The organism is Cupriavidus sp. KB_39, assembly GCF_052114485.1.
In the GTDB taxonomy this organism is placed as follows: Bacteria; Pseudomonadota; Gammaproteobacteria; order Burkholderiales; family Burkholderiaceae; genus Cupriavidus.
The window spans coordinates 118,758-132,826 of record NZ_JBFREV010000011.1 but is presented as its reverse complement, the minus strand read 5'-3'; the positions used below and the strand labels follow the sequence as shown (position 1 = coordinate 132,826).

The following is a 14,069-nucleotide window of genomic DNA, read 5'->3' as shown; positions in this document are numbered from 1 at the left end:
GAGCCGCTATCATCGGCATGCCCCGCCTCACCTCACCATGACTTTCGATCTCTTCGACGCCCTCCCCGCCGACCCCGACACCCCGTCCGCCACCGAGCCCCTTGGCCCGGGCGCCGTGGTGCTGCGTGGTTTTGCGCGGGATGTCGATAGCAGCCTGCTGGCCACCGTCGAGCAGGTCAGCGCACAGGCCCCGTTCCGCCACCTGATCACCCCCGGTGGGCTGCGCATGTCGGTGGCAATGACCAATTGTGGCGAGGCGGGTTGGGTCTCCGACCGCACCGGTTACCGCTACGACCCCGTCGACCCCGATTCCGGCGCGCCGTGGCCGCCCATGCCCGAGGTGTTCCGCGCGCTGGCCGAGCGCGCCGCCGCCAGCGCCGGCTATCCGGGCTTCGCGCCCGATGCCTGCCTGATCAACCGCTACCTGCCCGGCACGCGGCTCTCGCTCCATCAGGATCGCGACGAACTGGACCTGCGGGCGCCCATCGTCTCGGTCTCGCTCGGCCTGCCCGCCACCTTCCTCTGGGGCGGCCTGCGCCGCGCCGACAAGCCGGCGCGCATCCGGCTCGCCCATGGCGACGTAGTGGTGTGGGGCGGCCCGTCGCGGCTGGTCTTCCACGGCATTGCGCCGCTGCCCGATGACGATCACGCACTCACCGGGCGCACGCGCATCAACCTGACCTTCCGCAAGACACGCTGAGCGGGAAAAYACAAGCGACAAATCCTCGCGCCGGGCACAAGTTGCGCATCCAGCACGGGCCTTGCGGCGTGCAGTACGATACGGCACCACGACAAATGGCTGCCGGCGCCAGACGTCAACAATCGCGCGACCGGCCTCCGAGAGACACCCGCGATGCCTGCCGATTCGACCCCCGCCAATCCCGCCGCCAATCCCGCCGCCGATCCCGCCGCCGATCCCGCCGTCAAACCGGCACCCACCCCCGCCCCGCAATTCACCGGCCGCCCCGCSGACTCCATCCGCGCCGCSCTGCTGATCGCGGCCAGCATCGCCGCGGTCTGGATCGCCGGCCAGGCCGCCGGGGCCCCGCCRGCGCTGATCTGGGCCGGCGCGCTGGTGGTCTCCACCGTGTGCTGCTGGGCCACCGGCGCACTGCCCGAACCSACCGCCACGCTGCTGTTCTTCCTGTGCGCAGTGGTCCTCCACATTGCGCCCGCGCCGGTGGTCTTCTCCGGCTTCACGTCCACAGCCTGGTGGCTGATGTTCGGCGGCGCRGTGACCGGCGTGGCGCTGCGCGGCACGGGGCTGGCGCTGCGGCTGGCGGACATCATCTTCCACAAGCGCGTCAACACCTATCCGCAGGTGATTGCCACGGTGGCCATGAGCGCGGTGGGGCTGGCGTTCCTGATGCCGTCCACCACGGGCCGGGTGCTGCTGTTGATGCCGATCGTGCTGGCGCTGTCGGACCGCCTCGGCTTCCGGCCCGGTTCGAACGGGCGCATCGGCATGGTGCTGACCGTGGCGGCGGCCAGCTACATGCCRCCCACGTCGATCCTGCCGGCCAACATTCCCAACAGCGTGCTGCTCGGCGCGGCCAATTCGCTCTATGGCATCAACCTGAGCTATGGCAGCTACCTGTTGCTGCATTTCCCGGTGCTTGGCGCGCTGAAGACCGTGGTGCTGGTCTGGCTGGTCTGCAAGCTGTTCCCGGAAACGGCGGCGATGACGCCGCAGCCGGCCACCGCGCGCACGGCCATGAGCAAGCCCGAAACGCTGCTCGCGGTGCTGCTGGCGCTGGCCGTGGCSGCGTTCGCCACGGACGCCTGGCACGGCATCTCGCCCGCCTGGATCTCGCTGGCGGCGTGCATCGTCTGCCTGCTGCCCGGCATCGGACTGGTCTCGCCCAAGGCGCTGACCGAGCAGGTGCATCTGGTGCCACTGCTCTACGTGGCCGGCTTCCTCGGCCTGGGCGCGGTGGTCGAGCACACCGGCCTCGGCACGGCCATCAGCGCAGCGCTGCTGCACTGGCTGCCGCTGGCGCCGGGCCATACCGCCGGCAATGTCGGCGCGCTGGGCGCCATGGGGGCCGTGCTCGGGCTGATGTCGACGCTGCCCGCGCTCCCCGCCGTGATGACGCCGCTGGCGCGCGACCTGGCCACCGCCACCGGCCTGCCGCTGGAAACGGTGCTGATGTTGCAGGTACCGGTGTTCTCGACGGTGTTCTTCCCCTACCAGTCGCCGCCCATCGTCATCGCCATGCAGCTGGGCGGCGTGGGCCTGCGGCACGGCACGCGGCTGTGCCTGGCGCTGGCGGCCATCACGGTGGTGGTGCTGCTGCCGCTGGATTACCTCTGGTGGCGCGTGCTGGGCTACCTGCCGTAACCAAACCCCCTGTGGGATTCGGCTGACATCGCGGCGCGCCGTTTGCCGGCAGGCGCCGCGCGGCGCCGTGCGTACCCTCCAAAGTGACAGATTCCGATGCTGGCACGAGGATGGAGGCACCATGGGCGACTTTCCGGACGATCACGGCGCGCACGCCCACCTCGGGGCCCTGATCTCCGAGTTCGTCCGGGGGGATCGCGTCCCCCCTGGCATCCCCCATGGCATCCCCCTCCCCGGCCATGGCCAGACGCTGGCGCGCTGGCAACTGTTCGCCACCATCGCCGCCAGGCGGGGCGCGGTAGCCATCAAGCTGTTCGAGGCCCATGCCGATGCGCTGGCCATCCTCGCCGAAGTCGCCGGCGCCACGCCGGCTCCCGACTCAAGCTGGGCGATCTGGGCGGCGGAACCGCCCGATGCACGCCTGCGCGTGCAGACCGATGATTCGCCCAGCATCCCGCACATTGCCGGCCTGACCGGCAACGACAGCGGCACCGACAGCGGCACCGACACCTTCACCCCCGCCCGCCTCACCGGCCGCAAGGCCTGGTGTTCAGGCGCCTGGGAGGTCTCGCACGCGCTCGTCACCTGCTGGCTGGATCAGGCGGAGCCCGGTCCGCAGCGGCTGGCTATCGTCGACATGGCCGGACCCGGCGTCACCGTCACGCGCGAGGGCTGGCACGCCGTGGGCATGGCCGCCACCGATAGCGGCGATGTCCTGTTCGACGATTGCCCCGCGCTGCTGCTCACCGCGCCCGATGCCTACCTGCGCCGCCCCGGCTTCTGGCACGGCGGGGCCGGCATCGCGGCCTGCTGGCATGGTGCGGCGCTGCCGCTCGCCCACGCCGTGCGCGCGGCGCTGAAGAAGCGGGACGATCCCCACGCTGCCGCCCACCTCGCCGCCATCGACGGCGACCTGCACGCCAGCGCCGCGCTGCTGCGCGAGACCGCGCAATGGATCGACGCCCATCCCACCGAAGACGCCTTCGTGCCGGCCATGCGCGCCCGCACCGTGATCGAGGCCGCCGTGCTGCGCGTGATCCAGCAYGCCGGCAACACGCTCGGCGCCGGCCCGCTGTGCCGCAACCCGRCRCTGGCCGCGCTGTACGCCGACCTGCCCGTGCTGCTGCGCCAGAGCCATGCCGAACGCGACCTCGCCGCGCTGGGCCAGCGGCTGGCGCAGGACGATAGCGATATGGGGGCGCTATGACCGCAACCGCCACGGATTTCCACGCCATGTTCGACAACCCCGACCCGTGGGGCTTCGAGTCGCTCTGGTACGAGGCCCGCAAGCGCGACGTGGTGCTCGCCGCGCTGCCTGACGCGCGCTACGGCGCGGCGTTCGAGGCCGGCTGCGCCACCGGCATGCTGACCGATCGCCTCGCCACGCGCTGCGACCACCTGCTGGCCGTCGATCTCGTGCCCCGCGCCGTGGCCTGCGCGCAGGAGCGCGTGGCGCGGCACAGGCACGTGAAGGTGGCCACCGCCAACCTGCCTGCGGAATGGCCGAACGGCCCCGAGGCCGCCTTCGACCTGATCGTGCTCAGCGAGATCGGCTACTTCTTCGCCCCGGATGCCTGGCTTGAGACCGCGCAACGCGCGGCCGGCGCGCTGACCGATGCGGGCGTGATCCTGGCCTGCCACTGGCTGCGGCCGTTCGCCGAGCGCACCCAGCCCACGCGGCACGTGCACGCTGCCATCGCGCGGCAGCCGGGGCTGCATCGCCATGTGCGGCATCTGGAGCCGGATTTCCTGCTCGAAGTCTGGTCGCGCGACGCGCGGCCACTCCGCCAGCGGGAGGCGCCATGATCGGCGTGGTCGTGCCTGTTCACAACGAGGAAGACCATCTGGAGGCGTGCCTGCGGGCGCTGACCATGGCCGCCACCCATCCGGCGCTCGGCGGCGAGGCGGTGCGCGTGGTGATTGTGCTCGATGCCTGCGACGACGGCTCGGCCGCCATCGCCCAATGCCACGCGCCGGAGCGCATCACCTGCCTGACGATTGCCGCGCGCAACGTGGGCGAGGCCCGTCGTGCCGGCGCCCAGCACCTGCTGGCCCAGCAGGCGCGCTGGCTGGCCTTTACCGATGCCGACAGCCGCGTAGCGCCGGACTGGCTGGTGGCGCAGCTTGCGCTACGCGCCGATGCGGTCTGCGGACTGGTGACGGTGGAGGACTGGAGCCCCCAGCCGCCGCACGTGGCCGTGCGGTTTGCCGCGCGCTACCGGCGCGAGGAGGGGCACCGGCATGTCCACGGCGCCAACCTCGGGGTCTGCTCRCATGCCTACCGGCGCGCGGGCGGCTTCCTGCCGCACCCGGTCAGCGAGGACGTGGCGTTGATCGAGGCGCTGCAGGCCATCAACGCGCATATCGCCTGGAGCACGCTGCCGCAGGTGACCACCAGCGCGCGCGCCCGTGGCCGGCTGGCCGGCGGCTTTGCCGATCATCTTGCGACGCTTGCCGCGCTGCGCGAGGGCGAAACGCTGTTGCCCTGAGCCGGGCGGATTGATCCGGGCCTTACCACTCGAACTTCTGAATTTCCGCTTCCCCGATCGCGCGGTCCTGCACGACGAGATCGAGGTCATAGGCCCCGAGCAGCGCCAGCAGTTGCCCCGCGCTGATGGTCTCGGGGTTCAGCTCCATATGCGAAATCCGGCTTTGACTGATGTCGAGCCGGGCAGCCGCTTCCGCCTGGGTCAGGCCGGCGACCTTGCGTGCGCCTTGCAGCACTTGCCCAAGCTGATCTGTGTTGGAAATCATGACTCTCAGCATCGCGGTCATCCAGGAAAAGTTAAAAATCTATCAATTCTGACCAATGATTGACAAAACCTCCTAGCGCAACATCAAGCGGCTACGCATGCCATAGGTAAGTACCCGCTTCGCGGTTTGTAATGTTGTCAAAATAAAACGCTCGCCCGAGCAGCGCGCCGTGGCAATCCCTACAAACGGAGGGAGGCGGCCCCCTCCGGGCGGGCGCCGGCGGCGTGGAACGAAGCTTGCGGCGGTCAGGGAATTCCTATTCGAWAACGGAGACACCCCCATGGACCCGATCGAGACCCCCATCGACCGCCTGGACGATCCCGAGCGCGCCCCGGTCACCGGCACGCGCCGGCTGGCCGTGGTCACCGGTGCCTCTACGGGCATTGGCTATCACCTCGCGCAGTGCTGCGCGGACCACGGCATGGACCTGATCATCGCGGCGGACGAGCCGCAGATCGAAGCGGCGGCGCAGACACTGCGCACCGAAGGCACCACCATCGAGGCCATCCAGGCCGATCTCTCCACCCCGGCCGGCGTGGACAAGCTGCTGGCCGCCACGCGCGGGCGGCAGGTGGACGTGCTGTGCGCCAACGCCGGGCGCGGCCTGGGCCGCGCCTTCCTGGACCAGGCATTTGCCGATATCGAGCATGTGGTGGAAACCAACGTCACCGGCACGCTCTACCTGCTCCATCACATCGGCCAGACCATGCGCGAGCGCGCCGAGGGCCGGATCCTGATCACCGGGTCCATCGCCGGCTTCATGCCGGGCACCTATCAGGCGGTCTACAACGCCACCAAGGCCTTCCTGGACTCGTTTTCGTTCGCCTTGCGCCACGAACTGCGCGATACCCGCGTCACGGTGACCTGCCTGATGCCGGGGGCCACGGAGACCGAGTTCTTCGACCGCGCCGACATGCTCGACACGCGCATCGCCCAGGAGAAGAAGGCCGATCCGGCCGAGGTGGCGCGCATCGGCTTCGAGGCCATGATGCGGGGCGAGGGCGACGTGATTACCGGCTGGCAGAACAAGCTGCGCGCGGCCATCGCCATGGTCACGCCGTCCGATGTGCTGGCGGAACAGCACCGCAAGATGGCCGAACCGATGAGCGGCGACGCGGTGCCGAGCGTGGAGAACGAGCCGCGCGCCGTGGAAGAGAAGTAAGAAGGGGAATCAGCGCCGCCGCGCGGCAATGACCAGCGCGATCCCGCCGAGGATGGCCACCGCGCTGACGGCCAGCCGCGCGGTCATCGGCTCGCCCAGCCAGGCGATGCCGCCCAGCGCGGCCAGCACCGGCACGCTCAGTTGCACCGTGGCCGCCGTGGTGGACGCCAGCCAGCGCAGCGCGGCGTACCAGATCACATAGCCGATGCCGGACGTCACGGCGCCCGAGGCCACCGCCAGCACCACCCCGCGCCAGTCGACCGAAAGCTGGGCGACCGCCCCCACGCTCACCACGCTCACCGCCAAGGCTATCGGCACCCCGCGCACGAAGTTGCCGGCGGTGGCGGCCAGCGCGTCCGGCGCGCCCCGGCCCCGCAGCGAATAGACGCCCCAGCCGATGCCGGCGACGGCCATCAGCAGCGTCGCCCCGGGCGGCGGGGCCTGCAAACCCGGCAGCACCAGCCAGACCAGCCCCRCCAGCGCCAGCGCAATGCCGAGCCACTGCACCGCGCGCAGGCGGTCGCCGCGCCGCAGGCCATCGCCGATCATGGTCGCCTGCACGCTGGCGAACAGCACCAGCGCCCCGGTGCCGGCGGCCAGCCGCAGGTAGGCGAACGAAAAKCCGCACGCGTAGACCAGTAGCGCCGCCGCGCCAATCCAGTCGCCCCCCATGCGCGCCCTGCCCCGCGCCCGCAGGTGCAGGATCGCCCCCAGCACAAGGGCGGCCGAAGCCACCCGCACCAGCGTGAACGTGGCCGCGTCGATGCCGGTGCCCTTCAGCGCCGCCCGCGCCAGCAGCGAATTGGCCGCGAAGGCGACCATCGCCAGCGCGGTCAGGGCGGCCGTGGTGGCTGCCGTGGCGGGGGGTGCCGGGAGGGTGGACGGCGGGGTGGACGGCGGGCGGGACATCATCGATTTGTCATTTGGGGGAAGGGGGCCGATGAACCATACTGGGCCATGATGCGCCCATGCAGGCGCCCCCCACCAGCCCGATCCAGGAGACCAACATGCTCAGGGACAGCCATGCTTTCAGCGGATTTTCGGTCAACGACCTCGCCATGGCCAAGGACTTCTACGCCAACACGCTCGGCCTCGTGGTCACGGAGGAGCACGGCATGCTCGCGCTCAACCTGGCCGGCGGCAACCACGTGCTGCTCTACCCCAAACCCAACCACGCGCCGGCCACGTTCACGGTGCTGAACTTCCCGGTCCCCAGCGTCGACAAGGCCGTGGACGACCTCTCGCACCACGGCGTGCGCTTTGAAATGTATGACGAACCCGACCTGAAGACCGACGCGCGCGGCATCTGCCGGGGCGAAGGCGGCCCCGTCATCGCGTGGTTCAAGGACCCGGCCGGCAACATCCTCTCGATCCTCGAGGCAGAGTAGCCGGCGCCGCCACAGGTCTCCGGCGTTGCGGGTCGGTGTGCGTGCCAATACACTAGTGCCTCCAACCCACACCCCAACGGCGTGCTGCCTGGCAGGCGCCGTGACGACAGCAACGGTGGAGACACATGACGGTTCGAAGAAAGACGCCCGACGCGCTGCGCAGCGCGCGCTGGTTTGCCCCCGATGACCTGCGCTCCTCGGGCCATCGCTCGCGCATCATGCAGATGGGCTACGCGCCCGACGAGTGGATGGGCAAGCCGCTCATCGCCATCCTGAACACCTGGTCGGACATCAACCCCTGCCACGCCCACTTCCGCCAGCGCGTGGAAGACGTCAAGCGCGGCATCCTGCAGGCCGGCGGCTTCCCGGTGGAGCTGCCCGCCATCTCGCTCTCSGAAAGCTCGGTCAAGCCGACCACCATGCTCTACCGCAACCTGCTCGCCATCGAGGCAGAGGAGYTGATCCGCTCGCATCCGGTGGATGGCGCGGTGCTGATGGGCGGCTGCGACAAGACCACGCCGGGCCTGCTGCTGGGCGCCACCAGCGCCGGCGTGCCCGCCATCTACGTGCCGGCCGGGCCGATGCTGCGCGGCAACTACAAGGGCAACGTGCTCGGCTCCGGCTCGGACGCCTGGAAATACTGGGACGAGCGCCGCGCCGGCAACCTGAGCCAGGCCGAGTGGATCGGCATCGAGGGCGGCATCGCGCGCAGCCACGGCACCTGCATGACGATGGGCACCGCCAGCACCATGACCGCCATCGCCGAGACGCTGGGCATGAGCCTGCCCGGCGCGTCGTCGATTCCGGCGGCAGACGCCAACCATATCCGCATGGYCTCCGAGTCGGGCCGGCGCATCGTCGACATGGTCTGGGAAGACCTCACGCCGGCGCGCATCCAGACCCGGGCGGCGTACCTGAACGCCATCGTGGTGGCCATGGCCATGGGCTGCTCCACCAACGCCATCATCCACGTGATTGCCATGGCGCGCCGCGCCGGGCATGACATCGGGCTGGACGACTTCGACGCCGCCAGCCGGCACGTGCCAGTTATCGCCAACATCCGGCCCAGCGGCGACAAGTACCTGATGGAAGACTTCTACTACGCGGGCGGGCTGCCGGCGCTGATGAGCCGCATCCGGGACAAGCTCGACCTGACCGCGCTGACCGTGACCGGCCGTACGCTGGGCGAGAACATCGCCGGGGCCGAAGTCCACAATGACGATGTGATCCGTACGACGGAGAACGCGCTGTACCGGGAAGGCGCGCTGGCCGTGCTGCGCGGCAATATCGCGCCGGACGGCTGCGTGATCAAGCCGAGCGCCTGCGACCCGCGCTACTTCCGCCATACCGGGCCGGCGCTGGTGTTCGACGATTACCCGTCGATGAAGGCTGCCGTGGAGGACGAGAGCCTCGACGTGACCGCCGACCACATCCTGATCCTGCGCAACGCCGGCCCGCAGGGCGGCCCCGGCATGCCGGAATGGGGCATGCTGCCGATCCCGAAGAAGCTGGTGAAGCAGGGTGTGCGCGACATGCTGCGCATGTCCGACGCRCGCATGAGCGGCACCAGCTATGGCGCCTGCATCCTCCATGTGTCGCCSGAGGCGTACATCGGCGGGCCCTTCGCGCTGGTGCGCACCGGCGACCTGATCTCGGTGGACATCGACCGGCGCAGCATCCACCTGGAGGTATCCGACGAAGAACTGGCGCGCCGCCGCGCCGCCTGGACCCCGCCGCCGCCCCGCTATGCGCGCGGCTACGGCTTCATGTTCTCGCAGCACATCCGCCAGGCCAACGACGGCTGCGACTTCGACTTCCTGCAGACCGACTTCGGCGACCCCGTGGGTGAGCCGAGCATCTACTGACCGCAAGCCTTCCGCAAGCATCCTCCCCGATAATGACGGGCGCGCCGCCCCCGGCCGCGCCCCGCCCTTCTTCCCAGATCTCTCCCAGACAGGACCAATTCCGCATGAAACCCCGCCTCCTGCAGCACGGCCGCCTGCCCGAACACACCGAAGCCCGCCTGGCCGAATCTTTCGACGTGCACCCGCTCTGGGCCGAGACCGACCCCGCCGGCTACCTGGCCGCCCACGGCGCCGAGTTCGTGGCGATGACCACCCGGGCCGCCACCGGCGTGGACGGCAAGATGCTGGCCGCGCTGCCGAACCTGCGCGTGATTTCCAGCTTCGGCGTGGGGCTCGACAAGCTCGACCTGGACACCGCCCGCGCGCGCGGCATCGCGGTGGGCTACACGCCGGACGTGCTCAATGACTGCGTGGCCGACACGGCGTTCGCCCTGCTGATGGACGCGGCGCGCCAGGTCAGCGCGGCAGACCGCTACGTGCGGCGCGGCGCGTGGCCCAAGGCCCCGTATCCGCTGACCACGCGCGTCAGCGGCAAGCGGCTGGGCATCGTCGGCATGGGGCGTATCGGGCGCGTGATCGCGCAGCGCTCGTCGGGCTTCGACATGGAAGTGCGCTACTTCGGCCGCAAGCCGCAGGACGGCGTGGCCTATGGCTTCGAGCCGTCCGTGGAGGCGCTGGCGCGCTGGGCGGACTTCCTGGTCGTGGCCACCTCGGGCGGGCCMGAGACGCGCCACCTGATCTCCGCCGGCGTGCTGGAAGCGCTCGGGCCGCAGGGCTACCTGATCAATATCGCGCGCGGCACCGTGGTGGACGAGGCCGCGCTGGTCGACGCCCTGACCCACAAGCGCATCGCCGGCGCCGGGCTGGACGTCTACGAGAACGAACCGCACGTGCCCGAGGCGCTGTTCGGCCTGGACAACGTGGTCCTGCTGCCCCACGTGGCCAGCGGCACGCACGAGACGCGCGCAGCCATGGCCGGCCTCGTGTTCGAGAACCTGGAGAGCTTCTTCGCCTCCGGCGCGGTGGTGAAATCGGCGCTCTGATCCGCCGATCGCCCCCTTGGTCGCCCCGTTACCACGTGTAGCCGGGGCGACACAGACGCGAAACACTGGCGGGGCACCCCCGGGACTACACTGGGCATTCCAGCTTTTTACGGAGCGTGCGATGCCCGACTCTCCTGCCTCGCCACCATCGACAGCATCGATCCCCCGCCGGCGCCACCTGCTGGCGCTGGGCCTGGGCAGCGCCGGCCTGACCGCGCTGGCCCGCGTGGCACCCGCCGCCGAACCCCGGCCGGCCACCGCCGCCACGCTCCCCCTGACCGCCCAGACCACCGAGGGCCCGTATTACTTCGATGCGGGCAAGATCCGGCAGGACATCACCGAAGGCCAGCCCGGCGTGCCGCTCGAGGTGCGCTTCACCGTGGTGGACGTGCAGGGCCGCCCGCTCGCCGGCCAGCGCGTGGATCTCTGGCACTGCAACGCCGCCGGCGTGTACTCGGGCTATGACGGCCAGCGCGACGACAAGGGCCAGCGCATTGCCACGCGCGGCCAGACCTTCCTGCGCGGCAGCCAGCCAGTGGGCGCCGATGGCGTGGCGATGTTCCGCACGATCTATCCCGGCTGGTACGCCGGGCGCGCCACCCATCTGCATATGAAGGTGCTCGACCCGGCCGGCCGGGCGCACCTGACCACGCAGTGCTTCCTGCCCGATGCGCTCAACGAGTATCTGTATAGCCAGCTCCCTGCCTACCGGCGCCGGCAGGTGCGCGGCACGCTGAACAGCAACGACGGCATCGCGCTGATGGCCGGCGAGACCGTGCTCGGCGCCGTGCGCGAGGCGCACGACCGCTACGTGGCCACGCTGACGCTGGTGGTGGACCCCGCCGGCACCGCCCCGCGCGAGGGGTTTTCCGATCATCCGCCGCCGGACCGTCCGCCGCTGTCCCGCGATGGCCGCCGCCCGCCCCCTCCCCCCGGCCAGGGCGAGCAGGCCGCCCCCGAGGCAGGCAGCGCCCGCGCCGCCGCGCTCATCCCCGGCGTGCGGCTGTAGGCCCCCTGGCCTCCGGCCGCCATCCACCATCCGGCCAAGGTCTCCATCAATGCCCGCCATGGAAAAAATGCAAAATCCACGGCAATGACCAGACATGACCCGTAATTGTTAGTTATGCTCCCCAGGGGCGGGCCGATGGCCTGCCGATCAACCGGGCGTTGACGATCCGGTACATCATGGGGAGCGGCGCATCCTTGGGAGCGCCGCGTTCGGCGCGGTTCTCCAGGAGGGGATGTTCTCCGATGCAGCGCAGCTGGTTTCTCGCGTTGACGATTGCCCTGGCGACCCTGGCTACGCTGTTCCCGGTGGGAATCGGCGTGTTCATGGCGCAGCTGGAGGCCAATCGGCGCGAAGCCGACCAACTCGCGGTGTTCGCCGACGCGGCGCTGCGGCGCGGCGAAGCGGTCATGAGCCAGGCCATCAGCGCCATCCAGGACATGGAGCAGCTCCGCGACGAGCCCTGCTCCCCGTCGAATCTCGTCGAACTCCGGCGCATCACCTACAGCTATCGCTTCCTCCAGGACGCCGGCGTCTATGGCCGCGGCCGCCGCCTGTGCTCGGCGCTGCTGGGCCCGGTGCAGGCGCGCACCCTGCCGCTGCCGCCGCCCGACTGGCGCACGCCCGATGGCTACGACTTCTGGTTCGACCTCGCCAACCCGTTCAGCGCGCCGCGTCGGACCATCCTGATGGGCCGCAACGGCAACCATGTGTCGATCGATCCGCAGGTTTTCGTCGATGTGGTGGACCGCGACACGCGCATGCTCGCCGTGGTGCATACCGATGCCGGCCGCATCTTCGCCACCACGCAGGGCGCCAACCTCGCCCGGCTGCAGCGCGCCTACGCCGACCATGCCTACGGCACCGGCGGCGCCGCCGAGCATGAGGACGACGCCGCCGTAGTGCTGCGCAAGTCACGCACGATGCCGTTCGCGGTGGTGGTGCTGGCCCCGCGCGCGGCACTGCTGACCAACTGGAAGGCGCTGCTGGTGGGCGGGCTGATCGTCGGGCTGGCCGCCGGGGTGCCATTCGGCATCCTGGTCTGGCGGCGCGCCACGCGGCGCTTCAGCCTGGAGGGCGAGTTGCGCGGCGCGGTGCGGCGCCACGAGATGGCGGTGCACTACCAGCCCATCGTCGCGCTCTCGGACAACCACTGCGTGGGCGTGGAGGCGCTCGTGCGCTGGCGCCGTAACGGCCGGCTGGTGCGTCCCAACCTGTTTATCCCGATGGCCGAGAACGCCGGGCTGATCCAGCAGATCACCGATCAGGTGCTGGACATCGTGCTGACCGAGCTGGGCACGCTGCTGCGGCGGCATCCGTCGTTCTATGTCTCGATCAACGTGGGCGCGGAGGACCTGAAGAGCCGGCGCTTCCTGAGCGTGCTCGACGCGCGGCTGCGGGACACCGGCATCGCGCCGGCGCAGATCCGCATCGAGGCCACCGAGCGCGGCTTCCTGGAGCCGGACGTGGCGCGCGACACCATCCAGGCCTTCCGGGACGCCGGCCATCCGGTCTATATCGACGACTTCGGCACGGGGTACTCGAGCCTCTCCTACCTGGAGAGCTTCAAGGTGGATGCGCTCAAGATCGACAAGTCGTTCGTCGATACGATGGGACAGGAGGCGGCCACCAGCACCGTGGCGCCGCATATCATCGCCATGGCGCGCTCGCTCGGGCTGGAGGTGGTGGCCGAAGGCATCGAGGACAGCGCCCAGGCCGACTACCTGCGCGAGCAGGGCGTGGACTACGGGCAGGGCTGGCTGTTCGGGCGGCCCGTGCCGGCCGTGGAGCTGGCCCAGTTCCTGAGCAAGAACGCCGCGCCGGCGGCACCGGCGCCGGCCTGACGCAAACCCCAAGATCGATAAAAAAAGGAGGCCCGATGTCCCTGTCCACCCTGTTCCTGACCGCTGCCGGCGTTGGCCTGGCGGTGGCCGCCCCGGTCGGCCCGATGGGCATGCTCTGCATTCGCCGCACGCTGGCCGAGGGGCCTCGCGCCGGGCTGGCGATCGGGCTTGGCATTGCCTGYGGSGATGCGGTCTACGGGATGGTGGCGGCGCTSGGGYTGGTCGGCATCTCGCAGTTCATGCTGGCCTATGACAAGCCGCTCCACCTGGCGGCCGGGCTGTTTTTGGTCTACCTGGGCCTGCGCACGTTCTTCCACACGCCGACCGAGACCGTGGCCACGCTGCGCGGCAACGGCTCGCGCCGCCGGGCCTTCGCCAGCGCCCTGCTGCTGACGCTGACCAACCCGCAGACCATCATCATGTTCGCCGCGCTGTTCGCCACACTGGCGCCGCGCGGGCCGTTCTCGACCCCCATCGCCCTGACCACGGTGCTGGGGGTGTTCTGCGGATCGATTGCCTGGTGGTGCGTGCTGGTGGCGATGGTCACCGGCGCCCGCCACGCGCTGGGCCAGCGCGTGCGGCAGTGGATCGACCGCGTCACCGGCCTCGCGCTGGCCGCGTTCGGCGTGGCGGAGATCCGGCGGTCGATCTAGGCGCGTTGGGCGC

14 protein-coding genes are annotated in these 14,069 nt (G+C 70.3%); 12 read left to right on the top strand and 2 right to left on the bottom strand.

Annotation, left to right across the window (positions count from 1 at the left end; translation table 11 throughout):
* The first annotated feature begins 37 nt into the window (after window positions 1-37).
* The 5 genes from alkB to AB4Z27_RS11490 all read left to right on the top strand — a co-directional run bounded on the left by alkB (window position 38) and on the right by AB4Z27_RS11490 (window position 4,830).
* The gene (gene alkB / locus AB4Z27_RS11510; RefSeq protein WP_441644503.1) at window positions 38-700 is read left to right on the top strand and encodes a DNA oxidative demethylase AlkB; all 663 of its coding nucleotides are present in this window, start codon (window positions 38-40) and stop codon (window positions 698-700) included.
* A gap of 153 nt (window positions 701-853) precedes the next feature.
* On the top strand, window positions 854-2,341 hold the full coding sequence (locus AB4Z27_RS11505; RefSeq protein ID WP_441644500.1) for an SLC13 family permease: 1,488 nt from the start codon (window positions 854-856) through the stop codon (window positions 2,339-2,341).
* A 121-nt stretch (window positions 2,342-2,462) separates the two neighbouring features.
* A complete protein-coding gene (locus AB4Z27_RS11500; RefSeq protein WP_441644499.1) occupies window positions 2,463-3,548 on the top strand; it encodes an acyl-CoA dehydrogenase in 1,086 nt (361 codons plus the stop codon).
* Window positions 3,545-4,147 (top strand): SAM-dependent methyltransferase, encoded by a 603-nt coding sequence (locus AB4Z27_RS11495; protein WP_441644498.1) that lies wholly within the window; start codon window positions 3,545-3,547, stop codon window positions 4,145-4,147. Before AB4Z27_RS11500 ends, AB4Z27_RS11495 begins: the two co-directional genes overlap by 4 nt.
* Complete coding sequence (locus AB4Z27_RS11490) at window positions 4,144-4,830, top strand: glycosyltransferase (RefSeq protein WP_092295509.1); 687 nt, start codon at window positions 4,144-4,146, stop codon at window positions 4,828-4,830. Before AB4Z27_RS11495 ends, AB4Z27_RS11490 begins: the two co-directional genes overlap by 4 nt.
* A 22-nt stretch (window positions 4,831-4,852) precedes the next feature.
* On the opposite strand, the gene AB4Z27_RS11485 is transcribed toward AB4Z27_RS11490, so the two are convergent.
* Window positions 4,853-5,095: a helix-turn-helix domain-containing protein gene (locus AB4Z27_RS11485; RefSeq protein ID WP_441644497.1), complete on the bottom strand. Its 243-nt coding sequence runs from the start codon at window positions 5,093-5,095 to the stop codon at window positions 4,853-4,855.
* Window positions 5,096-5,375: 280 nt separating this feature from the next.
* Here AB4Z27_RS11485 and AB4Z27_RS11480 point away from each other — a divergent pair, with 280 nt between their 5' ends.
* Window positions 5,376-6,257: an SDR family NAD(P)-dependent oxidoreductase gene (locus tag AB4Z27_RS11480; RefSeq protein WP_092295512.1), complete on the top strand. Its 882-nt coding sequence runs from the start codon at window positions 5,376-5,378 to the stop codon at window positions 6,255-6,257.
* Window positions 6,258-6,266: 9 nt separating this feature from the next.
* Here the strand turns inward: AB4Z27_RS11480 and AB4Z27_RS11475 are convergent, their stop codons facing one another.
* Window positions 6,267-7,166: a DMT family transporter gene (locus AB4Z27_RS11475; RefSeq protein ID WP_441644502.1), complete on the bottom strand. Its 900-nt coding sequence runs from the start codon at window positions 7,164-7,166 to the stop codon at window positions 6,267-6,269.
* A 59-nt stretch (window positions 7,167-7,225) separates the two neighbouring features.
* Between AB4Z27_RS11475 and AB4Z27_RS11470 the strand changes: the two genes are divergently transcribed.
* From AB4Z27_RS11470 to AB4Z27_RS11445, 6 genes are all read left to right on the top strand, one after another.
* Entirely contained in the window at window positions 7,226-7,645 is a 420-nt protein-coding gene (locus tag AB4Z27_RS11470; RefSeq protein ID WP_441644496.1) for a VOC family protein, read from the top strand.
* 125 nt (window positions 7,646-7,770) lie between these two features.
* Window positions 7,771-9,510, top strand: coding sequence for an L-arabinonate dehydratase (araD, locus tag AB4Z27_RS11465; protein ID WP_441644495.1), 1,740 nt, complete (start codon window positions 7,771-7,773; stop codon window positions 9,508-9,510).
* Between the two features lie 104 nt (window positions 9,511-9,614).
* On the top strand, window positions 9,615-10,553 hold the full coding sequence (locus AB4Z27_RS11460; RefSeq protein WP_092295521.1) for a 2-hydroxyacid dehydrogenase: 939 nt from the start codon (window positions 9,615-9,617) through the stop codon (window positions 10,551-10,553).
* 121 nt (window positions 10,554-10,674) lie between these two features.
* Window positions 10,675-11,562 (top strand): intradiol ring-cleavage dioxygenase, encoded by an 888-nt coding sequence (locus AB4Z27_RS11455; protein WP_441592585.1) that lies wholly within the window; start codon window positions 10,675-10,677, stop codon window positions 11,560-11,562.
* Window positions 11,563-11,804: 242 nt separating this feature from the next.
* On the top strand, window positions 11,805-13,403 hold the full coding sequence (locus tag AB4Z27_RS11450) for an EAL domain-containing protein (protein WP_092295527.1): 1,599 nt from the start codon (window positions 11,805-11,807) through the stop codon (window positions 13,401-13,403).
* 35 nt (window positions 13,404-13,438) lie between these two features.
* On the top strand, window positions 13,439-14,056 hold the full coding sequence (locus tag AB4Z27_RS11445) for a LysE family translocator (protein ID WP_092295530.1): 618 nt from the start codon (window positions 13,439-13,441) through the stop codon (window positions 14,054-14,056).
* The last annotated feature ends 13 nt before the right edge of the window (window positions 14,057-14,069 follow it).

Excerpts from the sequence above, each read along its gene's own strand:
- AB4Z27_RS11480 (WP_092295512.1), top strand. The coding sequence starts at position 5,376 with ATGGACCCGATCGAGACCCCCATCGACCGCCTGGACGATCCCGAGCGC.
- AB4Z27_RS11495 (WP_441644498.1), top strand. The coding sequence starts at position 3,545 with ATGACCGCAACCGCCACGGATTTCCACGCCATGTTCGACAACCCCGAC.
- AB4Z27_RS11485 (WP_441644497.1), bottom strand. The coding sequence starts at position 5,095 with ATGATTTCCAACACAGATCAGCTTGGGCAAGTGCTGCAAGGCGCACGC.
- AB4Z27_RS11450 (WP_092295527.1), top strand. The coding sequence starts at position 11,805 with ATGCAGCGCAGCTGGTTTCTCGCGTTGACGATTGCCCTGGCGACCCTG.
- alkB (WP_441644503.1), top strand. The coding sequence starts at position 38 with ATGACTTTCGATCTCTTCGACGCCCTCCCCGCCGACCCCGACACCCCG.
- AB4Z27_RS11455 (WP_441592585.1), top strand. The coding sequence starts at position 10,675 with ATGCCCGACTCTCCTGCCTCGCCACCATCGACAGCATCGATCCCCCGC.
- AB4Z27_RS11470 (WP_441644496.1), top strand. The coding sequence starts at position 7,226 with ATGCAGGCGCCCCCCACCAGCCCGATCCAGGAGACCAACATGCTCAGG.